The following is a 22,749-nucleotide window of genomic DNA, read 5'->3' as shown; positions in this document are numbered from 1 at the left end:
AGAAAAAAGGGGACGGTCCACGCTGAACCGTCCCCTTTCCTGACCGTCGCCGTTATTCTTTGATTTATTTTGCGGGAGAAAGCTCCACTGCGGCGACCCTCTTTTCGACCGCCTCTTTCACGTCCTTCTGTCCGAAGGAGATGACGATCTGCTTCTTCGGCAGGCTCACGGAGATAGTGACATAGCTGAGCATCGCCATGAACGCTGCAATGATCAGGAGCCCGCTCGCGATATACGTGGCCATTGCGTACGAGCCGGTGGCATCGGCGATAGCGCCCGCCAGCATCGGGCCGAAGACGCCGCCGACTCCCCAGGACGTGAAGAGGATGCCGTAGTTCAGCCCGAGGTTCTTGGTGCCCCAGTAGTCCGCCGTGGTGGCCGGGAAGAGCGAGAGGCATGCGCCGTAGTTGAAGCCCACCATCGCCGAGCCGAGCATGAAGCCGGTGATGGTGCTGAACTGCGAGAAGAAGGCCATGACCAGGGCCTGCATGATGAAGACGAAGGCGAGCGTCACGATTCTGCCGATATAGTCCGAGACGATGCCCGCCACGATGCGGCCCGCTGCGTTGAAGACGGCGAGCAGGGCGACGAAGAGGAAGCCGATGCTGATCGTGTTGCCGGACTGAACGGCTACGATCTTCGCGAGGTGGCCGATGATCATGAGCCCCGCGGTCGCGGCGCAGGCGTACTGGATGTAGAGAGAATAGAATGCCGGCGTCCTCAGCATCTCGCGCCAGGTGAGATTGCCGGCAAGGGCAGGAGCCTGCGCGCCCCTCACCTTGTACTGCCCGATCTGCTCCCTGGGATTCCTGATGAACTGCGTTGCGATGACCGTCACCAGGAGGAACGCGATGCCGAGTATCCTGAACGAGCTGTTGATGCCGTGCGTTGCGAGGAGGTACTTCGAGAGGGGAGCGATGTACACCGGCGCGAGACCGAAACCCGCCACGACGATACCGGTGATCAATCCCTTCTTCTCGGGCGGGAACCACTTCACCGCCGCAGGGGTCGCCGACGCATAGCCGAGGCCGATGCCGGTGCCTGCCAGGACGCCGAAGCCGATGATCGCGGGGATAATCGACTCGGGGCTGCCGAAGCTCGCCACGATGAGACCGACGCCGCAGAGGAGCGCGCCGATGGTGGCGATGATGCGCGGGCCGAAGCGGTCCTGAAGGCGGCCGGCGGGCACCATCATGAGCGCGAAGCAGATGATAGAGACCGTGTAGGGCAGCGTGGCCTCTGTCTTCGTCCATCCGAACCCGCCCTTCTCTACTGCCTCGGTGAGCTGTTTGCTGAACATGCTCCAGGCGTACAGGATACCGAGAGCCAGGTTCAGTCCCATTCCGGCAAAGGTGACAATCCATCCTCTCTTACTCATACTCATCCTCCCGTTGACGCGGACGTTTAATCGTCCGCGATATGATCCGACCATTGCTTACCAGCCATACCGGGGTCCCCCGATCAGCCCCCCTTACTGCTAAGTATAAATGAAAAATACTAAAAAGTGTTACAAAAAGTAACTGATCACGTCGGGCGAATAGATTTTTTATAGGCAATATTATAATTTAAATTAATATATCTTATAGCTGAGGAGTGGGCGGTCGGAATTTCCGCCTCGACTGCTGTCCCGGCAGCGTGGATCACTGAAATACGTTACAGGACGCCGGAAGCTACCGGGCCGTCCGCTCTTTCTGCGGGAAGGTCTCGATGAAGGCTATCTCCGCGTCCACCGTGCCTATCAGGATCAGCTCGTCCTTCTGCCCGAGCGGCGTTGCGGGATCGGGGTTGAGCCTGTCCTCATCGTCTGAATGTATCGCCACCACGCTGCAGCCGGTCTTTTCCCTGATCCCCGTCTCGCGGAGAGGAAGGCCCGCCAGGGAGGGAGGAACCGGCACCCTGAAGACGTTGAGCCCCTCGGCGAGCATCAGGACCTCGTTCGGCCTCAGGATATTGATGATCGTGTTCGCGCCCAGCGACGCATAGGACATCACGAGATCGGCCCCTGCGGTATGGAGCTTGCTGATGTTCCGTTCCAGGGTAGCCCTGCTGATGATCTGGATATCGGGCCTCAGCTTCCTGCAATAGATGGTGAGATAGATGTTGATATCGTCATCGTGGGTCGTGATGAAGACGGAGGAGGCCTCGTCGATGCCTGCCCTCGCGAGGGTGTTGATGTCCGCGGCGCTGCCGAGCACGTAGTGCCTGCTGTCTTCGACCAGGGCCGGGCTGCTCTCGACGATGCGGTACCTGACGCCCCTCTCTTCGAGCGCAGCAGCAGCAGCCTTTCCGACCCTCCCTCCGCCGAGGATCAGGACAAGGCCGGTGAGCCGGCGGCCCCGGGAGGCCTCCAGCAGTTCGTCATATCTGCCGAGCTGCTCTTCCGACCCTGCGAGCACGAGCACCGAGGTCGCGCTGATACGGGCAGGGGGAGCCGGCGCCTCGAACCTCCCCCGCTCCCATATACCCACGACGGTCATCCCAGTCAGTTCACGGAGCCTGCTCTCGGCGATAGTTTTTCCTTCGAAGGGAGTCCTCATCGCCGGGGCCTCGACAATGAGGACCCTGCCGAACCTGCCGATGACATTCGCCCGCATGCTCACCCCGAGCGCACGCCGGGCCAGCGAGGCGCCGAGCATCTTCGTGAACTGGAAGACATGGGTGGCCCCTGCGAGCTGGAGGATGTCGAGGGAGTCGTCATGGTCCGCGTTCGTCACGATCGGAACATCGCCGGAGAGCTCCCTGATGGTAAATATGATATTGGTACTCGTCATGTCGTCGTTGTTCACGACCACGAGGGCTGCACGGTCCGCACGGAGCAGCCGGTAGGTCTCCGCAACGTCGAGGTAGCCGACGACGACCCGGTAGTCCTGGTCGTAGAGCTCCAGCGCCCGCTGGAGGTCCGGGACGAGGAGCGCGTACCGGTAGTGGTACTGTCTCAGCTTTCTGGCGAGGTTGAGCGAGATGGGATCGGTGTTCGTGAGGATGACATGCCCCGCGGTGTCCGGCGGCAGCTCCCGCGGGGCCCGCGCCCTCGACTGGGCCTCGAGCCAGGGTGCGTAGAAGAACTGGATGAAGGTGAAGGGCAGCATGATCAGAAGGTACACAACCCCTGAAACGAGAACGACGATAGAGAAGAGCCGCCCCAGGTCGCTCGAAAACGTGATGTCACCGAAGCCGAGCGTGGACATGACCGTAAGCGTCCAGTAGAGGCCGGTGAGCCAGGAGTAGCTCCTGCCCTCGTACTCCATGATGATATGGAACAGTATGCTGTAGACCGTAATGAGCAGCACGAGGAGCGCGAGGAACCGTACCAGCAGCCGTATGTTCCTCTGGGCAGTCCTGCTCTGGAACAAGTAAAGAAGCTGCGACGGCAGATACTTCATAGGGCCGCCGCCCCGCTATGATCGACCATCGCTCCTCCCCTTCGCTGCGGCCTTCTCGATCTCCTGCAGATAGCGTACGCGCTCTTCGGTCATGGGATGCGTCGAGAGCACCGACTGCCCCGGGAAACGGGGGGCGTCTTCTGCAATGCGCACGAGCATGTCCTGCATAGGCTTGGTGCTCCAGCCTTTTTGGATAAAGGAGAGCGCCGCGCTTTTATCGGCTGCGCGCTCGAACTCCCTCGAGTAGCCCGACTGGGCCAGGAGCGTCGGCAGCGACGCGGCCAGGGAGGTGATCGAGGTTACATCCCCGACGAGGATCGAGACGATGACGAAGGCGCCGGCGTTCTGGATGACGCTCCGGAGGCCGTGGCGCTGCTCCACATGCGCCATCTCGTGGAGCAGCACTCCCTCCAGCTCCCGGCTGTTCTCGGAGAGCTGCACCAGCTCATCGGTCACCACGATGATGCCCGACGGCAGGGCGATCGCGTTCGGTCCCAGGTGGGGGCTCTTCCGGAATTCGAGACGGTAATCTATACCCTGGTCCTTGCTCTTCGCCAGCCGGATGAAGATACGGTGGAGCTCGTCGCGCTTCTTCTCCGGGAGCTCGGTGGGCCGCATGAGCTGCTGATCGAGCAGTTTTACGGTCTGCCGGCTGACGGTCTCGGCTATCGGGGAGGGAACGGAGTAGGCGATCTTCTTCGCGAGAAAAGGAATGCCGATGCTGTAGAACGCCCAGAGGAAGATGACGAGCCCTGCGAGCGCAGCGGCAACCGCTTTCCAGCGGGTCTCGAGGGCGCTGACGAGACGCATCGCCAGGTTCCTGCCGGCATAGCGCTCCAGGCCGGCCACAGCCGCGAGGTCGCCGGTCTCGATCTGCGCACCGTCAGGGAGCGTGATCGTACGGGAGGTATTCCCGAGAGGAGGCATTATGACGCAGTCCCTGACCGGCGCCGAAAACGATACGGTCGAGTGGTCCAGCCGCACATAGAGCGATGTCCCGGTGAAGGCGACCGTCGCCGGAGACGCCTTGGAGCTCTTTCCGTCGAAGTAGGATGCGTGAAAGGTGATCATAACCCGATCTCGATGTCGAAGAAATCGGTCGCGGCCTCGCCGTAGGCGGTCTCGCCGGCTTCAGCCGCAGCCGTGAAGTCGTCGAGCCCGGGGCCGGGCCCAGGGATAACCGTCACCTTTTCGAGGATATACCGCAGCCGCCGGACTTTCGCCCAGGGGATGAGCAGTCCCAGCGAGAGCATGATGGCGAGGATATTGGTAAGGGTTATCCAGAGGAGCCGCGACGCTTTCAGCGCTCCTTCGAAACGCAGGGGGCCGAGCTGCGTATGCTCCAGGCAGTAATTGGTCGCCCAGGCATAGATGACCTGCTGAAAGGAGACGCCCAGGACGATCGTCGAAAGGATAATGATTACGGGAATGAGAGCGGCGGTGTTCTGCATGCCCTGCCGGTCGAACGAGAGGAGATCGCTCACGAGGGGCATGATGCTCACCATCACAAAGCCGCCCATCACCAGCAGTGCGAAGACGGCGAGCGCGAAGGCGATATACATTTTGTAAAACGGTCCCGGCCTGCCCCGGAACGAGGCGCTCGCAGCGCCATACGCCAGGTTGCCGAAGAAGTAGCTCTTCCTGCGAAACGCCCAGTAGGGGAAGATCAGCCCCGCGGTGAAGGGAATGAGCAGCGGGATGAGCATATAGGTCATGTAGCTCTCGCCGAGCGTTCCCGAAAAGCGGAATCGGATGTTCCGGTACGCAGAATTATGGGTGAAAAACCTGAGCGATTTGTAAACGAGCAGGGGCACTACCAGGGCAAAGAGTCCAGCCAGGACAAGACTGACGAGGTGATTATACGCATTGCTTGCATGGTAGAGGCCCACGCCCGCTGCGATGAGGAGGTGGCCCTTGAGAATCGCCTTCGGGTCTGCGGTATAGTCGAAGGAGTGCCCGTCGAGAAGCGTGCTCTTGTAGAAGTACCGCCGGTTGCGCACCTTTGCCCAGGCCGCATAGATGCCGAGGGTGATTATCGTCAGGAAGGTATTGACGATCCAGATCCTGAAGTACTCTCCTGCCGCGGCGGTAAACCGGAGGTTCAGCCGTCCGGCGGCGATCCCTTCGGATCGAGATCCGGAATGAGCGTCGGCCGTTCCAGGCGCGTGCAGCAGGGAGGAGCTCCCGCACTCCGGGCAGAGCGCTATGCCGCCTGACGGACCTGCCGCTGCAGCCGTATAGCCGCACTCTCTGCAGACAAAGCGGTCCATGGCCTATCGCGCACCTGTATGATATCCCTGTAAAGACATCGGCAGAGGTATGTTACCGGCTCGGGTCGCCGTATTTCAAGACAGGGGAGGGAGGCCCGTTGATCAGACCTCCCTCCCCTCCTCGTGCCAGCGGTATGCTCCGGCTCGCTACTGGCCCTTATGATGGTACTTGAACGACACCTTCACTTTCGCCCGGTATGCGACAACCTTGCCGCCCTCGAGCTGCATATCCAGCTCTGACACCTCGGCGATGCGAAGGTCCTGCAGGGTCTTCGCAGCCGTTTCGACAGCGGTGGCTGCCGCCTTTTCCCAGGATTCGGTGCTCGTCCCGACGAGCTCGATGATCTTGTAGACACTCCCCTCTGCCATGCCGTCCTCCTTCGGTATCCTGTCATACGACGGCGGCAACGCCGCCTGGTGCATGCACGGTACGCAGCTTTATAGACTCTACCACTCTTTACCGCGCACTGCAAGAGCGCCGTCTCGGCAGAAGGGAAACATGCCCGCCGCGGGACTTACCCGCCCACCTCGCCGAGGGCCACCTGCTCTTTCAAGGACGCATCGGGCTCTTTCACATGCACCTCTCTCTCGGCGCCTTCGGGGTACTTTGTCCAGTCCGCGGGACAGGCCTTGGTGAGGATCTGCATCTTCCAGTCGATCATCCCCATGATATCATGCAGATGGGCCGCGTGGGTCTTCACCACATTTTCGACCTGGGGAATGTCTTCTACCTGCTCGGTGTTGTCGATGAGCTCCTGCAGCTTCGACCTCATGGCCGTGAGCTCATTGTACACCGTGTCGCAGTAGCTCCTGATATCCAGCTTCTCAGCAGTCGCCATAAACGCCTCCTTTCGTTTAAAGGATCAATACAGCAGGCCGCCGCTCCACCGGCCCGCACGCTCCTAAAACTCCCCGAAAGAATACAGCACATAGTGACTCCTCTACTGTAAAGAATAAAGCTAATCCTGAATACGTTCAAGCAGAGAGCTGTTCCGCCGCGAGCAGGCCCTTCCGTTTACCCAGCGGGGCAGATGTGCAGAGGCTTCAGTTCTCGCATATCCCTTTTCACCTGCACATTCCCGGAATGCCGGCCCTGTCACATTCCGACCCTTGTGATGACGCCGTGCAGCTTGTCCGACGGAAGTTTGTAGAACTGGACATAAGCGGGAGTCAATCGCTTGAAAATCGAGAATATCTTCCAGGCAACGTTCCTCGTCGTGATATCTTCAAGACCATAGAAAACGGCCTTTTCATCGATACCGGCATCATTGAGTATCTCCTCGATGTCCACCACTTCCATATAGCCGAGCTGTATCTCGAAGGCGCGCAGTCCCTCGGCATAGCATGCTTTGAAGTAGCCGGCAACGCCGAAGGGATCGTCCCTTCTGACAATCGATACGACAATGTTATCTTCGTACATGATACCGTTGGTGAACATGGTAGTAACGATATAAGGAGGCACCCTCTGAATATCGCGGGCAAAAAACAACGCCGTCCCCTTGATCTTGCTCGCACCTTTGTAAAGCCGGGTATACTCCTCCAGGAAGACGGGAAGGGCCATGGGCTTGAGCGCCCTGTAGAGACGCTTTTGTCCCAAGGTATAGACCATGATGATACTGAACGGAATGATCGCGATGACAAGCGACCAGTAGCCACCGTGGGGGATCTTGTACAGGTTCGAGACAAGATAGGCGCTATCCGCAAAGGTCACCAGCAGGGAAATGCCCGCTCTCGCGATATTTTTTCTCAAAGAGAATATCCAGGTCATCATAATACCGGTGAGGGTCATCGTGCCGGTAACCGCAAGTCCGTATGCCGCCGCAAGGCGGTGGGACTCCCGGAACTCTACCATGACAAACAGCACCGAGATGAGCAGGAACCAGTTTACCGATCCTATGTAGATCTGCGATCTCAGTTCGGTAGAGGTGTAGTCCACCTTGAACAAGGGCATTACATGCGTGGTAATCGCCTGGTAAAAGATGGAAAACATGCCGCTGATCATCGCCTGCGAGGCGATTACCGTAGCCGTAATGCTGAGAAGGAGGAAAGGCACATAGAGGAGTTGTGCCTCATGGAATATCATCTCGAAGAGAACATTCTTCGCACCGGGATGCTGGATGAGAAACGCACCCTGGCCGAAATAGTTGACCGCCAGCGCAACAAAGACGAAATACCATGCCCTGACAATAGGCGTACGCCCCAGATGCCCCATATCTGCATAGAGCGCCTCTCCACCGGTCGCACAGAGGATAACCTCGGAGAGCACAAAGAATCCCGCGACACCGTTTCCTGCAAGGAAGTTGACCGCATGATGGGGGTTCACTGCCTTGATCACCGAAGGGACCTGGACTATCGATACAATTCCCGAAATGAATAACGATGAAAACCACAGGATCATGAGGGGGCCGAAGGCTCCGGCAACTTTCTCGGTTCCTTTGCGTTGAATGGAGAAGAGAGCTATCGCGATAACACCGGCTATTACGATAAGCGTTTCCTGTCCTGTCTTTTCCAAGCCGGGAATAAGAAGCAGGCCTTCTACTGCACTCAGAATGCTGATTGCAGGCGTAATCACCCCATCGCCGACGAGGAGCGATATTCCGATATACGAAAGGAGCGTGACGAAGCCGATTTTTCTGCCCGATCTGAGCATCGGCACCAGTATTTCCTTGAGCACTATGGTACCGCCTTCGCCTTTCTTCCCCAGGCTCATGGCAAGCCAGGCATACTCCAGGGTAACCAGTATTATCATGGTCCAGAAGATGAGGGAAAGTACGCCGATGACATGGGCCTCCGTGGGCTTCAGAAGCAGAAAGACAACGGTAATGGTATAAATGGGGCTGGTTCCGATATCGCCGAAGACAAGTCCGAGAGACCTGATGATGCCTTTGAATGCGAGTTCTCGCTGAAGCATAGTCCGCCATCCTCCTTAGAGGGCAGGCAGACGAACAAAAAAACCGCAGGCATGGCTGCGGTTACGTTTCTGACCTATGCCCTTCCACACGCCTACGAGGTTAGCTGTCGGGCTCGGGCTTGGAAGTGCCCTATCCTTCATCAGGCATCAGGAATACGCCCCTACGGTTGGGTCCCCCGCATCCATTCCTTGAATGGATCTCGGCTGCTATGTGAATATACCTTACTCCCGCATCCCGAAAAAGTCAACACAGCTGCTTTTGCGTGTCGAGCCAATTTAGAAATGTCCTATTTTTACCAAAATAGAAATGTCCGGTTTTTACGCTGCAGCTTTTTGTAGCCGCTTCCTCAGTTTCTGTCTCTCAAACATTTGCTTATTGCCCTTTCTCCAGGGATTTATTTTTATTAGAGATAGCAACCGTTTTTATCCTTTCTCTTTTTAGTAAATGGATTAATAGAAAAGAGCGTTGCGGCTCTTTACTGAGGTTAGGTTACAAAAAGGTGCGGATTACAAAAAGAGGGTCGGTTTTGCTTCATCGGTGAAGTTTGCCTGCCACATCTTTTAAATATTTCTCAATATTGAAAATTCCGATCTGTTCAGATAGGCATAGCGGCGGGATAAAATAAAAAGCCAATCCATCGCGATTGGCATAGCAAGAGGCCTGAAAGACAAGTTATCTTTTGTACACGTCTCCTCTGCTCTTGATCGATACTATCTCGACAGTCTTGCTCTTGACATTGACTGCATAGACGATTCTGATGTCTCCCATTCTGTATCGGTATTTCCCTTTCAGGTCGCCGTGGAGTTTCTTGATATGGGAGCCGGAGAGTGGGTCTTTGCTGAGCTCATCGATGCACTTATTTAGCCTGCGTTTGGTATCTTTGTCCTGTCTCTTGTACTGCTTGTCCGCTTCATGAGAAACCAGGATTTCATACATTTTCCTTGACCTCGGACCATTTCTTAACCCGGCCCGCCTTCAAATCCTCATCTCCCCTCATAATGCTTTTTAAAAAGTCTTTGTCGCTGAGAATTTCCTTGGTGGCCTCCACTTCCTCCTTGGCCTTCAGATAGGCCACAAAGTCGGCAACCTCCTTCTTGCGCTCCTTCGAGAGCTTTTTGAAATCGTCGAGAACTTTATTCTCGTTGAATTCCTTGGTAGCTTGCATAGCCCCTCCTTCCGCCCAGATGGGCAAGAGTCAGCCAAATTGTTGATGTGCCAGCTTGTGATCTTTATTACAATTTTACAATAAACTTTATTATATGTTTTGAACAATTAAAGTCAAGTTTTGAGCAATCTTTTGCTGAGGGCCCTGGTGTGCTGACGACCCAATCATGGTACAAAGATAGGGGAATAGGGCAGTGACATTCCTGAAGCCAAGGAGACTGATTTTAGAAATCCGCAGTCAATAAGGGATGCACTATTGTGCGGTAGCAGGTACAAACGAGAATCGACTGGTTTTGATTTCCGTTTAAAACTATCAGACACATCAAAATGCGCTGTGCTGCGACTTTCTGTGAGTCGTCTTCAATTTTTACGACCCTTTGAATCTGCGGACTTCCAGAAAAAGTCCGCGATGCTACCATCACCCCTCTCCGGTCTATTAGGAAGAATACTCCGCAGATGGCATGGCGCCTTTGCGGACATCTCCGACACCTGCAACACTTCCCTATGATTATTGCAGGAAAGAGCACGCACTCGCCGCCTTGCTCCAAAGGTGAGAGGGAATAAGGAGACGACTGCACTTCTTCTGAATTGTGCTACGGGTAGGGATCTGCTTATTACCCCTATGCGGATAATCCCGGCAGCAACTGGAGCAGTCCTTCGGCAATGAACTCGATCGCTATGGCGGCGAGGAGCAGGCCCATCAGGCGGGTCGCGATGTTGATCGCGGTCTTGCTCATGATTCTGCTGGCAGGGCAGGCGAGCTTCAGCGCTCCCCAGGTAAGCAGCGCCACCAGCATGCTGCTCAGGATGATCAGGCTGATATGCACCGGCTCGAATGACGCATCCGCATAGATGATCACGGTCGATATCGCGCCGGGTCCTGCCAGGAGGGGAATGGCGATCGGCACGACAGCGATACTCTCTTTCTCCTCGGCCTCGACCGCCTCCTCGGGGGTCTGCTTGCTCCTCGTCCGCTTCGCCTGCATCATGGCGACCGCCATGAGCAGCAGGAGAATCCCGCCGCCGACCCTGAACGAAGCGACGCTGACGCCGAAGAAATTCAGAAGCGGCTTGCCGATCAGGGCAGCCACCGTCAGTATCAGCGCCACGGCGACGCTCGTGGTGCGCGCGATGCGGTTGCGCTCCTGTTCGGTCATGCTGCTGGTGAGGCTGACGAAGAGCGGAATGGTCCCGAGCGGGTTCACGATCGCCAGGAGGGTGGTGAATATCTTTATGTAGCCGGTCAGTTCAATCATGGCGTGCGGTATTTTTCCCCGGAGCTGCTCGAGAGAGATATCGATGCAGGCGCCCTGAACACTCCCCTATTATAACAGCTTTCCAGAGTAGCAGAGGGCCCGCTCCGACGCTCGTTCACCATTAATAAATTCTAATCGCAGTTTAATCGCCTTTTAATCTTCATCGTGCATCATACCTCGTACCCGCGAGAGAGAGGCGTGCAGATCCGCCGGGAAAACGCTCTCTCCGGGTGAGCACGCCGGCGGGAAGCCGCTGCTCCCGGGGCTTCCGCCGGAGAGAGAAGGTGATAAGGAGGAGGTGATGAGCAGGACGGACCGGGGGCGGGTACAACAACTCTTCTCAACAAAGGGGGACACATGCGAAGAATGACGCTTCTTTATCTCGCCGTTATCGCCTTTGCGGTGATGGTCTCATGGACAGCGCCCGCAGGGGCCTTTGAACAATACTCCTCGGACGGCACTACCGGCAACTGCGCGGATTGTCACGGCAACTTCCTCGCCGCGACCTACAGCTCGCTCGCGGCAGCCAAAGCCTCGAATCCCGCATGGCCCGGGAGCCTGCACAACGTGCACAGGAACGGGTCAACAGCGACTCCTCCCGGCATGCTCAACAACAACTGCAACGCCTGCCACTCGGGAGCGTCACGCTCCCCTGTTCCTCTGGGCTTCTCGGCAGCGGCTGCGCCGTTCAACCGGTCCTGCACAGGCTGCCATGACGGCGCCGGCCTCAGGCTGCACCACGAGCGCTCGGGAGCGGCCGTCTGTTCGGACTGCCACAGCGACGCCCAGGGAAGAGAGGATACGCTTCCGCCGGTATATACGGCAGCCCTCGGTACAACCAGCGGAACAACGCGGGTCAACGACCCCTGCAGTCCCGCTGCTGCGGGGTTTGAGGGACGGCTCGCTGATGTCAGCGCACTGGGTCTCGATAACGACGGCGACCTTCTCTACGATCTCAGCGATCCCGACTGCGCGCCCCCGGCTGCGCCGCAGATCAGCGCAGCGCCTACAGCCCTGAGCTTCGGCACGGTCACTGTCGGCAGCAATGCGTCCCGGGATGTCACCATATCGAATGCGGGCAACGCGCCGCTCAACGTTACTCCCTCGCTCTGCGCAGGGACGAGCACCGAATACACCGCTTCGCCTGCTGCGGCGTTTACCGTCCCCGCAGCCGGCAGCATGGCGCTTACCGTCACCTATACTCCTGCAGACGCCGGGACCGATGCAGGGTGTGTAGCGCTGGCGCATAATGCCGCCACTACCGCATCGCCGCTGAATGTGAATGTGACCGGCGCCGGCGAGGTCCTTCAGCCGGTCCTCTCCGTATCGCCGCTGAGCACCACCTTCCCCGATACCCAGGCGGGGATGACAGCAACGCAGACGGTGACCGCAGCAAATACCGGGAACGCTACGCTCACCGGCAATGCCTCGATACCCGCGGGTGCGGCGTTCAGCGTGGCGCCCGCCTCCTTCTCGATCCCCGCAGGCGGAGCGCCGGTGGTCCTCACGGTGACATTCGCGCCTCTTTCCGCTGGGGCTTTCTCTGCGACCATGGCGGTTGCGAGCAACGGCGGCACTGCGGATGTGGCCCTTGCGGGCAATGGTCTCGGAGCGCCTCCGCCGCAGCAGCCGGCCATCACCGTGACGCCTGCTGCCGTCGATTTCGGCAGTGTCCAGACCGGAGCGACGGCTGCGCAGAGCGTGACCGTAGCGAACACCGGGAATGCTCTCCTCACCGGGAACGTCTCGATTCCCGCAGGGACGCCGTTCAGCGTCACCCCGGCGTCGTTTTCGATACCGGCAGGAGGAGCGCCGGTAGTCCTCACGGTGACGTTCGCTCCCCTTTCAGCTGGCAACTTCTCGTCGACCATGACGGTCGCGAGCAACGATCCGGCGAACCCGTCGATTGCCGTCGACCTCTCGGGCAGCGGCATTACACCGCCGCCGCAGGCGCCGGCACTCCAGCTCTCGCCGGCATCACTCAACCTCGGCACCGTAGCGGTAGGCGGCTCCGCCACACTGACGACCCAGATCAGGAACACCGGCAACGCCCCGCTCGAGATCAGCCTCATCGCGCTCTGCAGCAGTACGAGCCCTGAGTTCAGCTGGTCGCCCGCTGTTCCTCCGGCGATCACCGTAGCGCCGGGGACGAACACCGTCCTGAGCGTGACGTACACGCCTGCTGACGCCGGTACGGACACGGGATGTCTTGCGGTCTCGAGCAACGATCCGGCGCAACCGGCAGCGAATCTCGATCTCTCCGCCGCCGGGTTCGTTCCCTCCCCATCCCAGGTCGATATCGATATCGAGGAGTTCAAGGCGAAGTCGAGGATCGATATCTGTCCTCCGCCGAAAGAGCCTAATCCCATCAGGCCCTCGCTCGTTGCCGAGAACGAGGGAAAGACCGGGGGATGCGCTTCGGCGAACGTAACGGGCATGCAGAACGATGTCGAGGTCTATAGCCAGACCATCGAGATATGCCTGCCGCCCGATGAGGAGAGGAGGTTCACCTTCCCCGGCTTCATGCCGACCGAGGCCAGTACCATCGTCTGGACCGTCACCGTCAATGACGGCGACCCGGACGCGGACGCAGCCATGGCGACGACCAGGGTCGTATGCAAAGAAAAGAAGGAGAAAGACGGCAAGGACAAAGACGACTAGAGACAGACGAACCACACAGTATCCGACCGGGGTGGAGGGGCTTCCCTCCACCCCTCTTTTATGCGATTAGCCTTCCTCCGCAGAGAAGCTGCGCCGGCTTCTTGCAATATGGCCCCCGGGAGCATCACAATAGATGAGGAGAAGCGTATGTTCCTGCCGACGACACAGGAAGAGATGCAGCAGCGCGGATGGGAGGACCTGGATATAATCCTGGTGACCGGGGATACCTATATCGACAGCCCTTACATCGGCGTTGCGGTGATCGGCACGCTCCTCGCCCGGGCGGGATACCGCGTAGGGGTCATCGCACAGCCGGAGGTGAACGGGGGCGCGGATATCGCGAGATTGGGAGAGCCGCGCCTCTTCTGGGGCATCACTGCGGGCTCTGTCGACTCGATGGTGGCGAACTATACGGCACTGAAGAAGCGGCGGAACAGCGACGACTTCACCCCCGGAGGAAAAAACACCCGCAGGCCCGACCGGGCCACCATCGCCTATGCCAACCTGATACGCCGCTATTTCAAGCATACCAGGCCGCTCGTCCTCGGCGGCATCGAAGCGAGCCTCCGGAGGATCGCCCATTACGACTACTGGGACGACGGCGTGCGGAGGTCCGTACTCTTCGACGCAAAGGCGGACATCCTCGTCTACGGCATGGGAGAAAAGGCGATCCTCGAAATCGCCCGGAAGCTCGACCGGCAGGAAGGTATCCGCGACATACGGGGGATATGCTACAGCGCGAAGGAGCCGAAGGAGGGATACCTCGTTCTGCCCTCCTGCGAGGAGGTGAAGCGGGACAAGGCCGCATTCATCGAGATGTTCCGCCTCTTCTACGAAAACAGCGATCCCCTCACTGCAAAGGGGCTGTGCCAGCAGCAGGATACGCGCTATCTCGTACAGAACCCGCCCGCCTGGGGCCCCACCGAGGAGGAGCTGGATGCGATCCATGACATGCCCTTCGAGCGGGATGTGCATCCGTATTACAAGAAACAGGGCGTAGTGCGGGCGCTGGATACCATACAGTTCTCGATCACGACCCACCGCGGCTGCTACGGAGAGTGCAACTTCTGCGCCATAGCCGTGCACCAGGGGAGGACGATCCATTCCCGCAGCAGCGCTTCGATCCTGCGGGAGGCGAAGGCCCTGACCCGTCTCCCCGGGTTCAAGGGAACCGTCACGGATGCAGGCGGCCCTACCGCCAACATGTACGCTATCGAGTGCGAGAAGAAGCTGAGCAAAGGGAGCTGCCGCAACCGGCGCTGCCTTTTCCCCGCGCGGTGTAAACAGCTGAAGGTGAACCATGCGCGGCAGCGAGAGCTCCTGCGGCAGCTCAGGGCTGTTCCGGGGATAAAGCATCTCTTCATAGCCTCGGGCATACGCTACGATATGATCATGGAGGACAGCGTCTGCGGCGCGGCCTATCTGCGCGATCTCGTGGAGCACCATGTCTCGGGACAGCTCAAGATAGCGCCCGAGCATACGGAAGATGCGGTCCTGAAGAAAATGGGCAAGCCGGGAAAGGAGTATCTGCTCGCCTTCAAGGATGCCTTCGATACACTGAACAGGAAGCTGGGAAAAAAGCAGTTCCTCACCTACTACTTGATCGCGGCCCATCCCGGATGCGATGCCCGTGACATGGAGAGGCTCAGGGCCTTCACCAGCCGGGAGCTGAAGATCACCCCCGAACAGGTGCAGATCTTTACGCCCCTCCCCTCCACCTGGTCGGCGTTGATGTACTACACCGGCGCCGACCCTTTCACCGGCGAGCGCATCTTCGTCGAAAAGGATATGAAGAAAAAGGAGCGCCAAAAGGAACGGGTGGTGTCCACCGCTCACCGGAGATGAAAAAAATGACAATGAGGAGCGGAGGAGAGGGGACGGGGCTCTTCAGTTGAACTTTTTTACTCTTCCGGACCTCAGGGTTTGCCTTTTATGGTACAGTTCATAGTTAGCTTTAATTCATTCATCGAGGAGCAGTCATGGCAAAATACACCGCACCGATCGACGAAGATCTGCGGCAGAGGATTCTCGCGCTGCCGAAGGGAGTGAAATTCGCGAACTTCATGAAAAAGGCGATCGAGATCTTTGTCGAAGAGCTCGAGAAAGACCCTTCCCTCAAGCCGGATAACTTCGTCATCACCGTCACCGCCCGGAAAGATGCATCGTACAGCAAAAAGGGATAAGGGCTCGTCGAAAAGCAGGATCCTGGTCACCTGCGCAAAAGGGGTCACGCCGTTCCTGGCGGAAGAGCTCCAGCAGCTCGGCTTCCCGGTCCTCTCCGAAGCCGTCGCTGGTGTAGGCACCGAAGGGGCCTTCGAGGATACCTACCGCCTCAATCTCCTGCTCCGCACAGGCCATCGCGTCCTCTTCCTGATAAAGAAGTTCATCGCCCGGGATGCGGATGAGCTCTACCAGGCCGTATCCGCGATCCCCTGGGAAGACTATATCGACGAGGACGGCTATATCAGCGTCACCTCGAGCGTGGACAACCCGACCATCCGCGATTCACGGTTTCCGAACATGAAGTGCAAGGATGCCATTGTCGACCGGATCAAGGAAAAGCGCGGGAGGCGTCCCGACTCGGGGCCCGGCCAGGAGGGGGTCGTAATCAACCTCTACTGGAAAGACGAAAACTGCTCTCTCTATTTCGACACCTCGGGAGAGCCCCTCTCCCGCCGGGGATACCGCACGATCCCCATGAACGCTCCGATGCAGGAGACCCTTGCAGCAGCGGTCATCATGGCGACGAAATGGAAGGGCAGCGGCCACTTCATCAATCCCATGTGCGGCAGCGGCACCCTCGCCATAGAGGCAGCCCTCATGGCGCTCGACAGGGCGCCCGGGCTGCTCCGGGACAATTTCGGCTTCATGCATCTCAAAGGATTCGACCGGAAGGTCTGGGACGGCCTGCGGTCGGAGGCGAAGAAAAGAGCGCGCCAGAACCTGCAGGGCAGGATCGTCGCCACGGATATCAGGAGGGAGGCCGTCGACGCAGCCCGGAAGAACGCCGCTGCCGCCGGCGTGGAGCACCTGATCGAGTTCGCGGCATGCGACTACGCGAAGACGACCGTTCCCGAGGGCGGGGGCATCGTCATCCTCAATCCCGAGTACGGGGAGCGCATGGGTGCGCTCAAGCAGCTCGAGAGCGTCTATGAAGGGATCGGCGATTTCTTCAAGCAGCGCTGCAGGGGCTACACCGGCTATATCTTCACCGGCAACCCCGCTCTGGCAAAGAAGGTGGGACTGCGGGCAAAGCGCAGGGTCCCCTTCTTCAACGCCGGCATCGAGTGCAGGCTTCTCGAATACGAGCTCTATGAAGGCAGCAGGAAGAGCAGGTATGCCGGGACGACGTAAGCAGGGCGTGTTGAAGGCATGCAGGATTACCGTTAAACTGGAGGGAAGAGGACATACTGCATACCACGGTAACCATGCGAGGAGGACACCATGCAAGGATCGCAGCTGAAAGGAGTGGACGGGAGGATGCCGGAGTCGCTGCTCGAAGGGATCAATATCAACCTCGCCGATATCGGGACGCTGGCGGCCGTCGATGTCATAGGCACGCAGAAGGCGGAGCTGCTCATTGACGAGAGGGACAGCCGCGGCAGCTTCGGGAGCTGGCAGGAGTTGAAGGACAGGGTCGGGTTCACCGACGAAGAGATCGAGGCGCTGAAGAGCAAAGGCGCTCTCCTGGAAGGCGTGCCCCAGGAATAGCGCCGGGGCAGCGCCCTCGTGTATCCCGCCGTTATTCGTTATACCTCTTGATAGTGCTCGTCCCGTAGGCAAAGAATACCAGCGCATACGCCGCCAGCACCAGGAGCGAGAGCGCTCCCTCGCTGTCGAGCGCCGGTTTGCGGATGAGGATATTGGTATGGGTGAGCGGCATGAGGTAGACGAGCGACTTGAGCAGCAGCGGCATGCGGTCGATCGGAAAGAAGGTGCCGCTGAAGAAGGCCATCGGCAGTATGAAAAAGTTGGTGTACGTGGCGGTATCCTCGTGCGACCGGGCGCGCATGCCGGTGATCACCCCGAGGCTGGCGAAGAGGAAGCAGTTCACGAGCAGCGTCAGGATAAAGAGCGGGGTGATGCCGAACGAAGCCGAAGCCGCAAAGCCGACCAGAATGATGAGCAGCGAGGCGAAGAGCCCTTTCGCCATGCCCGCGAGCACCTCCCCCACCATGATAGACGACGGCGCAATGGGCGACTGAATGAGCACCTGGAAGGTCTTGAAGTAGAGCCGGTTCAGGTTGAGCGCGCTCGCCACCCAGGTGTAGGAGTTGTTCATTGAGCTCATGGCGACGAGGCCGGGTATGAGGAAGTGCAGATAGTCGCCTCCTCCCAGAGTGACGCTCCTGCCGAGGCCGAAGCCGAAGGCAACGAGATAGAGGAGCGGGATCACCATCGCGGAAAAGAGATAGCTCACCCTGAGCAGCTTCCGCCTGAAGAGGAGCATCTCCCGCAAAAAGACCGGGTACCAGCCGGCTGACCATCCACGAGAGGGCGTCACATCCGTTCTCCGGTAAGGCTCATGAAGACATCTTCGAGGTTCGACTTCCTGACCGTGACCGCATTATCGGCCTGCCGGGCCCGCTCGTGGGCCTCCTCGCGGTTCTTGCAGATATGGCTGATGAGCCGTCCCTCGGCATCGATGAACTCGACCACGTACTCTCCGATCGTCTCCTTGAGGCGGGCGGGGCTGTCGAGGGCGATCAGCCTGCCGCGGGAGAGTATCCCCACCCTGTCGCAGAGCGCCTCCGCCTCCTCGATATAATGGGTGGTAATGAAGACCGTCCGGCCCTCGATCCTCGTCTTCCTGATCACGTCCCAGAGCTGGTGCCTGATCCGGGGATCGAGGCCGATGGAAGGCTCGTCGAGGAAGAGCACGAGCGGCTCGGGGAGCATCGCCCTCGCAAGCAGCAGCCTCCGCTGCATCCCGCCCGAAAAACCCGAGACGACCGAGTCGCGCCGGTCCCGGAGGCCTACCATCTTCAATGTCTCGCCGATGCGCTGCTCCCGCCCTGCTACGCGGTGGAGCAGGGTGTAGATGAGCAGGTTCTCGTAGGCCGTCAATTCGCGGTCGAGATTGTTCTCCTGCGGGACGACGCCGATGCGCCGCTTCACCTCGAAGGGGTCCCGGTCCGCGGTGAAGCCGTCGATGCTGCAGACGCCCGCGTCCGGAGCGCTCAATGCGGTGAGCATCCTGATCAGGGTGGTCTTGCCCGCGCCGTTGGGGCCGAGGAGCCCGAAGACCTCGCCGCGCTCGACCCTGAACGATACGTTGTCGACGGCCCGCACCGCCCCGTAATTCTTGGTGACGCCCTTTACCTCGATCAAAAATGAATCTCCTTATTTATACTGTCGCACGGCTATCGCGGGGTTCATAGTTCGCGCAAGAGAGCCTTGAGCTGCTTCAGCGCTTCTGCGGTGAGCTTCGTATCTCTATAATAATATGCCTCGTAGGCTTTTACAAACCGCAGGGTCCGTTCCCTCAGGCCGGCATCCGGGATCGCCGCTGCGAACTCTTCCAGCCCTTCCGACGCCGCCTTCGCATAGCCGAAGCCCTGCATTCTCTTCAGGAACGCATGCATCAGCCGCTCCTCCCGGGATCTCCTGTTCCGTACGGAGCGGTAGAGCAGCACCGCAGCACCGGAGAAGAGCGCTGCAACGGCAAGATGCCTCACGGCCCCTTTCCACTCCTTTACGAGGGAGGCGAACGATTTCCCTATTCCCGCCCCCATCTTTACGGCGAGCGAGCGCTGGACATCGAAATTGTAATTGATGACCGCGGCGTTCCAGAAGTAGCTGATCGTGTCCATGAGGAGCCGCACCTCCAGCAGCAGGCTCCTCGCAGGCCGGGCCCGGCCCGGGAGCGCTGCGGGAGTCGGATCGACCCTGACCCATCCCGAACCTTCGATATAAGCTTCGACCCAGACATGGGCGCTGCTCTGGAGCACCGCGTAGTAGCCTCCCACCTCGTTGTAGTGGCCTCCCCGGTACCCGCCTACAATTCTCGAGGGAACCGCGGCGCAGCGGAGCATGACCGCCAGCGCCGAGGCGAAATATTCGCAGTTGCCGTACTTATGGGTGAAGAGGAAATCCTCAAGGGCGGTGCTGGTGGCGGGCAGCCCGGTGAGCGAGTACCGGTAGCCTCCGCGCTGGAGAAATCCGAGGAGCGCCTTCAGCTTCTCCGCATCCCCGGAGCTGTTCCGGGTGATCTCTTCGACCAGCTCCCTGGTCCGCTCGAATCCCTTCACCGGCAGCCGCACGTACGCCTCTTTATCCACTCTCTTGTCGGGCAGCATAGCCGAGAGCGCCGAGACCGCATCGTATTTTATTCTCACGGCCACCGGATAAGGGACCTCGTAGACCAGGCCCGCCGACCTGCGTGAGCGCGGAAACGAGAGGGAGACCGGCTTGTCCAGGGCGAAGAGATAGCGCTGGCCGTGCGGCTCGAGAAATACGGTCTGCTCGACGGCGCCAGCCGGAACAGGCGCAGGGACGGACGCTTCATCTGCTCCGTCCTGTGAGGGTCTCCATGACATGCCGTCGAACTGATCGAGCACGATCCCCCTCCAGTAGAGCAGGCGCTCGTCCAGCGGCCGCACCCTGGCCCTGAAAGCGACCGCCGTATCCTCTTGGATCGCCGTAATCTCGCCGAGGGTGATATGATCGGAAAACCCGCTGAGAGCGCCGCTGCCCCGGTTGAAGAAGCTGAAGAGAGGATAGCTCGTCCGGGGGAGGACCATGAAGAGGAGCGCGGCTATCGGAAGGGCGAGCAGCGGAATGACCAGTGCCCTCGACGCAATCTTCAGGACCGTGGCGACAGGGAGCTCCATACGCTCGTCCTGCGACGAGAAGGTGAGAAAGATCATGGCCAGGGTCACGAGAAAGACCATGCCGATGAGGTGAGCCAGGAAGATCATGTCGAGCGTCATCAGGGCCGACCCGGCCAGGAGAAGGGCGGCGAGCAGGTAGACCTGCAGGTGGTCCCTGAAGCGCTTCTCCTCGACCAGTTTTATTGCGGTGAGGAGCAGCAGCGCCTCGAGCGACACCGGGACGACGGTGTCCGTCGTCACCCTGAAGAAGGTGAAGGCGACGAGCAGCAGCGCCGCGCTGTTGATCGCCCATCGAGGGATGACGGTCCTCCTCCGGTAATCGCTCTGGAGCGCCCACAGATAGAGCGCCAGGAACAGCGCCGAGTACCCCACGCCCGTATATCTGAGGACCACCACGAACCCGGTCAAGGCCACGGCATAGGTGAGCGCCGTCACGAGGTCGGCGACGCGCAGGAGGGAGCTACTCCGTTCCATAGAGGGCAAGCTCCTTGAGCAGGAGACGCTTATGGGCGTTCGAGAGGCCCGGGGCATATGCGTTCCCGCCTATCTTCAGTCCCGCCGGGACATTTCTCTTGAGAAGGGAGAGGATCATGTACGCTGCGCAGGAGAGCTTCTCTTCCCGATCAGCCGGTCCCATGGCATCGAAGTCGATGACGACCGGCTCCTCGGCGCCGGCCGAAAGCTCCTTGGTCTTGAAGACGCCGGTCTTCGCACTCGCCTTCCAGTGTATGTATTTCAAGGGATCGCCGTGGACATACGTGCGCAGGGAGACCATCTCGCCCTCGTAGCCGAGCAGGTTCGACCGCCGCTCCCCTCTGCGCCGCTCCGCTCCGGCGGCGTGCGTATCGAGAGCGCAGGCGCGGGGACGGGGAAAAACGGTCGCCTCCGTTACCCTGCCGATCCTCTTCGAGCGCACGAAAAAGTTGAACGGGAAGACGGAAGAGAAAGAGACCGTCTCTATCAGGACCCGGCCCCGGCGGGCGAACACCGTATGCACGCGCCTCGTCTCCTCGGCGCCGGCATCCACATAGGGGAAGAGCACCTCCGTGTCGTCAACCCGCACCTTTACGAGAAACGCCGGGAGCAGCAGCCGCGTGTTCACCAGGGTGATCCGGAGCGGCGCCGCCGACTGCGCATAGAGCTCGTCGGGCGTTTCCACACGGACATCGATCCGCGAGAGATTCCCCCTCCCGAGCAGCCCCGAGACCGTCATGAGGCCGAGCAGGGCGGCGACGATGAGATAAACGAGATTATTGCCCGTATTGACCGCGGCGATGCCGAGGAGGAGGGTGAGCGCGATGTAGATCCATCCCGCCCTGGTGATGGTTATGACGCCGGGACGGGTATCTGCTCGACAATCGATAGTATGATCTCCCTCTTGTCATGCGGCGTATGGTCTTCCCTGAAGAGCACCCGGTGCGGGACGACATGGGGAATAAGCTCCTTCACGTCCTCGGGGATGACGAAGTCCCTGCCGTGGAAGTAGGCGTTGGCCCGGGCCGTATAGTTCAGCGCCAGCGCCCCCCGCGTGGATATGCCCGCCGACAGCGCGCCGTCCTTCCGGGTAGCCTCGACGATCGCCATGATATAATCGAGGACCCTGTCCGACAGGTACACCTCTTTCCTGACCGCTTCCTGAATGGCGATGACCTCGTCCCTGCTCATGACCGGCTCGATGGAATAGAGGTCCCCTCTCCTGCTGCCGCCCCGCAGGATATCCTTTTCCGAGTCCCTCGAAGGATAGCCGATGCTGATCTTCATCATGAAGCGGTCGAGCTGGGACTCGGGCAGCGGGAAGGTGCCGTAGTGCTCCACCGGGTTCTGCGTCGCGACCACGAAAAAGGGCTGGGGAAGCTTGTAGGTCTGGCGGTCGATAGTGCTCTGCTTCTCTCCCATGCCCTCGATCAGCGCGCTCTGGGTCTTGGGCGTCGCCCTGTTGATCTCGTCGATGAGCACGATGTTGTTGAAGAGCGGACCGGGATGGAACTCGAACTCGCCGGCCTGCTTGTTGTAGATCGAGAGGCCGGTGATATCGGTGGGGAGCAGGTCGCTCGTGCACTGGATCCTGCCGAAGCTGAGGCCGAGCGCCTTGGCGATGCCGATGGCGAGCGTCGTCTTGCCGAGCCCCGGAAGGTCCTCGATCAGCAGATGGCCCCGTGCAAAAAAGGTGATGAGGGCGAGCCTCAGGGCCTGCTCCTTCCCGTGGAGGTAGCGTGAAAGGTGGTCGATGATCTGCCGTATGCCCTCGCCCTTCGATATCATATCGTCCC

20 protein-coding genes and 1 riboswitch are annotated in these 22,749 nt (G+C 59.5%); of the genes, 5 read left to right on the top strand and 15 right to left on the bottom strand.

Annotated elements, in window-relative coordinates:
- Positions 1-64: 64 nt before the first annotated feature.
- The 10 genes from AB1805_02170 to AB1805_02125 all read right to left on the bottom strand — a co-directional run bounded on the left by AB1805_02170 (position 65) and on the right by AB1805_02125 (position 10,985).
- Entirely contained in the window at positions 65-1,378 is a 1,314-nt protein-coding gene (locus tag AB1805_02170; protein MEW5744236.1) for an OFA family MFS transporter, read from the bottom strand.
- A gap of 292 nt (positions 1,379-1,670) precedes the next feature.
- Positions 1,671-3,383: an NAD-binding protein gene (locus AB1805_02165; GenBank protein ID MEW5744235.1), complete on the bottom strand. Its 1,713-nt coding sequence runs from the start codon at positions 3,381-3,383 to the stop codon at positions 1,671-1,673.
- A 15-nt stretch (positions 3,384-3,398) separates the two neighbouring features.
- Positions 3,399-4,454: a M48 family metallopeptidase gene (locus tag AB1805_02160; GenBank protein MEW5744234.1), complete on the bottom strand. Its 1,056-nt coding sequence runs from the start codon at positions 4,452-4,454 to the stop codon at positions 3,399-3,401.
- Positions 4,451-5,653 carry a YjgN family protein gene (locus tag AB1805_02155; GenBank protein MEW5744233.1) on the bottom strand — a complete coding sequence of 401 codons (1,203 nt, stop codon included), beginning with the start codon at positions 5,651-5,653 and terminating at the stop codon, positions 4,451-4,453. The genes AB1805_02160 and AB1805_02155 overlap by 4 nt, the downstream gene beginning before the upstream one ends.
- A gap of 147 nt (positions 5,654-5,800) precedes the next feature.
- Positions 5,801-6,022: a dodecin family protein gene (locus AB1805_02150; protein MEW5744232.1), complete on the bottom strand. Its 222-nt coding sequence runs from the start codon at positions 6,020-6,022 to the stop codon at positions 5,801-5,803.
- Positions 6,023-6,168: 146 nt separating this feature from the next.
- The gene (locus AB1805_02145; GenBank protein MEW5744231.1) at positions 6,169-6,492 is read right to left on the bottom strand and encodes a hypothetical protein; all 324 of its coding nucleotides are present in this window, start codon (positions 6,490-6,492) and stop codon (positions 6,169-6,171) included.
- Between the two features lie 257 nt (positions 6,493-6,749).
- Positions 6,750-8,564, bottom strand: coding sequence for a KUP/HAK/KT family potassium transporter (locus AB1805_02140; protein MEW5744230.1), 1,815 nt, complete (start codon positions 8,562-8,564; stop codon positions 6,750-6,752).
- 74 nt (positions 8,565-8,638) lie between these two features.
- Positions 8,639-8,780: riboswitch (cyclic di-AMP (ydaO/yuaA leader) on the bottom strand.
- Between the two features lie 457 nt (positions 8,781-9,237).
- On the bottom strand, positions 9,238-9,501 hold the full coding sequence (locus AB1805_02135; protein MEW5744229.1) for a type II toxin-antitoxin system RelE/ParE family toxin: 264 nt from the start codon (positions 9,499-9,501) through the stop codon (positions 9,238-9,240).
- Positions 9,494-9,730 carry a hypothetical protein gene (locus AB1805_02130; GenBank protein MEW5744228.1) on the bottom strand — a complete coding sequence of 79 codons (237 nt, stop codon included), beginning with the start codon at positions 9,728-9,730 and terminating at the stop codon, positions 9,494-9,496. The genes AB1805_02135 and AB1805_02130 overlap by 8 nt, the downstream gene beginning before the upstream one ends.
- Positions 9,731-10,349: 619 nt before the next feature.
- Positions 10,350-10,985, bottom strand: a complete 636-nt coding sequence (locus AB1805_02125) for a YchE family NAAT transporter (protein ID MEW5744227.1) — start codon at positions 10,983-10,985, stop codon at positions 10,350-10,352.
- A gap of 357 nt (positions 10,986-11,342) precedes the next feature.
- Here AB1805_02125 and AB1805_02120 point away from each other — a divergent pair, with 357 nt between their 5' ends.
- The 5 genes from AB1805_02120 to AB1805_02100 all read left to right on the top strand — a co-directional run bounded on the left by AB1805_02120 (position 11,343) and on the right by AB1805_02100 (position 17,357).
- Positions 11,343-13,646, top strand: a complete 2,304-nt coding sequence (locus tag AB1805_02120) for a choice-of-anchor D domain-containing protein (GenBank protein MEW5744226.1) — start codon at positions 11,343-11,345, stop codon at positions 13,644-13,646.
- 147 nt (positions 13,647-13,793) lie between these two features.
- Positions 13,794-15,491 carry a YgiQ family radical SAM protein gene (locus AB1805_02115; protein ID MEW5744225.1) on the top strand — a complete coding sequence of 566 codons (1,698 nt, stop codon included), beginning with the start codon at positions 13,794-13,796 and terminating at the stop codon, positions 15,489-15,491.
- A 134-nt stretch (positions 15,492-15,625) separates the two neighbouring features.
- On the top strand, positions 15,626-15,829 hold the full coding sequence (locus AB1805_02110) for a hypothetical protein (GenBank protein ID MEW5744224.1): 204 nt from the start codon (positions 15,626-15,628) through the stop codon (positions 15,827-15,829).
- Positions 15,804-17,000, top strand: coding sequence for a class I SAM-dependent RNA methyltransferase (locus tag AB1805_02105; protein ID MEW5744223.1), 1,197 nt, complete (start codon positions 15,804-15,806; stop codon positions 16,998-17,000). Before AB1805_02110 ends, AB1805_02105 begins: the two co-directional genes overlap by 26 nt.
- Positions 17,001-17,090: 90 nt before the next feature.
- A complete protein-coding gene (locus AB1805_02100) occupies positions 17,091-17,357 on the top strand; it encodes a helix-hairpin-helix domain-containing protein (GenBank protein ID MEW5744222.1) in 267 nt (88 codons plus the stop codon).
- Positions 17,358-17,388: 31 nt separating this feature from the next.
- On the opposite strand, the gene AB1805_02095 is transcribed toward AB1805_02100, so the two are convergent.
- From AB1805_02095 to AB1805_02075, 5 genes are all read right to left on the bottom strand, one after another.
- Positions 17,389-18,150, bottom strand: a complete 762-nt coding sequence (locus tag AB1805_02095) for an ABC transporter permease (GenBank protein MEW5744221.1) — start codon at positions 18,148-18,150, stop codon at positions 17,389-17,391.
- Positions 18,147-18,977 carry an ABC transporter ATP-binding protein gene (locus AB1805_02090; protein MEW5744220.1) on the bottom strand — a complete coding sequence of 277 codons (831 nt, stop codon included), beginning with the start codon at positions 18,975-18,977 and terminating at the stop codon, positions 18,147-18,149. Before AB1805_02090 ends, AB1805_02095 begins: the two co-directional genes overlap by 4 nt.
- A 44-nt stretch (positions 18,978-19,021) precedes the next feature.
- Complete coding sequence (locus tag AB1805_02085; protein MEW5744219.1) at positions 19,022-20,953, bottom strand: DUF3488 and transglutaminase-like domain-containing protein; 1,932 nt, start codon at positions 20,951-20,953, stop codon at positions 19,022-19,024.
- Entirely contained in the window at positions 20,940-21,692 is a 753-nt protein-coding gene (locus AB1805_02080) for a DUF58 domain-containing protein (GenBank protein MEW5744218.1), read from the bottom strand. Before AB1805_02080 ends, AB1805_02085 begins: the two co-directional genes overlap by 14 nt.
- A 113-nt stretch (positions 21,693-21,805) precedes the next feature.
- A complete protein-coding gene (locus tag AB1805_02075; protein MEW5744217.1) occupies positions 21,806-22,741 on the bottom strand; it encodes a MoxR family ATPase in 936 nt (311 codons plus the stop codon).
- Between the last annotated feature and the right edge of the window lie 8 nt (positions 22,742-22,749).

This window comes from Nitrospirota bacterium (assembly GCA_040752355.1).
In the GTDB taxonomy this organism is placed as follows: Bacteria; Nitrospirota; Thermodesulfovibrionia; order Thermodesulfovibrionales; family Dissulfurispiraceae; genus JBFMCP01.
This window is presented reverse-complemented; position numbering and strand designations above follow the sequence as displayed.

What these genes read in the sequence shown, in the direction of transcription:
- AB1805_02125 (MEW5744227.1), bottom strand. Translation starts at nt 10,985, where the DNA reads ATGATTGAACTGACCGGCTACATAAAGATATTCACCACCCTCCTGGCG.
- AB1805_02145 (MEW5744231.1), bottom strand. Translation starts at nt 6,492, where the DNA reads ATGGCGACTGCTGAGAAGCTGGATATCAGGAGCTACTGCGACACGGTG.
- AB1805_02100 (MEW5744222.1), top strand. Translation starts at nt 17,091, where the DNA reads ATGCAAGGATCGCAGCTGAAAGGAGTGGACGGGAGGATGCCGGAGTCG.
- AB1805_02160 (MEW5744234.1), bottom strand. Translation starts at nt 4,454, where the DNA reads ATGATCACCTTTCACGCATCCTACTTCGACGGAAAGAGCTCCAAGGCG.
- AB1805_02150 (MEW5744232.1), bottom strand. Translation starts at nt 6,022, where the DNA reads ATGGCAGAGGGGAGTGTCTACAAGATCATCGAGCTCGTCGGGACGAGC.
- AB1805_02170 (MEW5744236.1), bottom strand. Translation starts at nt 1,378, where the DNA reads ATGAGTAAGAGAGGATGGATTGTCACCTTTGCCGGAATGGGACTGAAC.
- AB1805_02075 (MEW5744217.1), bottom strand. Translation starts at nt 22,741, where the DNA reads ATGATATCGAAGGGCGAGGGCATACGGCAGATCATCGACCACCTTTCA.
- AB1805_02085 (MEW5744219.1), bottom strand. Translation starts at nt 20,953, where the DNA reads ATGGAACGGAGTAGCTCCCTCCTGCGCGTCGCCGACCTCGTGACGGCG.
- AB1805_02115 (MEW5744225.1), top strand. Translation starts at nt 13,794, where the DNA reads ATGTTCCTGCCGACGACACAGGAAGAGATGCAGCAGCGCGGATGGGAG.
- AB1805_02105 (MEW5744223.1), top strand. Translation starts at nt 15,804, where the DNA reads ATGCATCGTACAGCAAAAAGGGATAAGGGCTCGTCGAAAAGCAGGATC.
- AB1805_02140 (MEW5744230.1), bottom strand. Translation starts at nt 8,564, where the DNA reads ATGCTTCAGCGAGAACTCGCATTCAAAGGCATCATCAGGTCTCTCGGA.
- AB1805_02130 (MEW5744228.1), bottom strand. Translation starts at nt 9,730, where the DNA reads ATGCAAGCTACCAAGGAATTCAACGAGAATAAAGTTCTCGACGATTTC.
- AB1805_02120 (MEW5744226.1), top strand. Translation starts at nt 11,343, where the DNA reads ATGCGAAGAATGACGCTTCTTTATCTCGCCGTTATCGCCTTTGCGGTG.
- AB1805_02155 (MEW5744233.1), bottom strand. Translation starts at nt 5,653, where the DNA reads ATGGACCGCTTTGTCTGCAGAGAGTGCGGCTATACGGCTGCAGCGGCA.
- AB1805_02135 (MEW5744229.1), bottom strand. Translation starts at nt 9,501, where the DNA reads ATGTATGAAATCCTGGTTTCTCATGAAGCGGACAAGCAGTACAAGAGA.
- AB1805_02110 (MEW5744224.1), top strand. Translation starts at nt 15,626, where the DNA reads ATGGCAAAATACACCGCACCGATCGACGAAGATCTGCGGCAGAGGATT.
- AB1805_02165 (MEW5744235.1), bottom strand. Translation starts at nt 3,383, where the DNA reads ATGAAGTATCTGCCGTCGCAGCTTCTTTACTTGTTCCAGAGCAGGACT.
- AB1805_02080 (MEW5744218.1), bottom strand. Translation starts at nt 21,692, where the DNA reads ATGACGGTCTCGGGGCTGCTCGGGAGGGGGAATCTCTCGCGGATCGAT.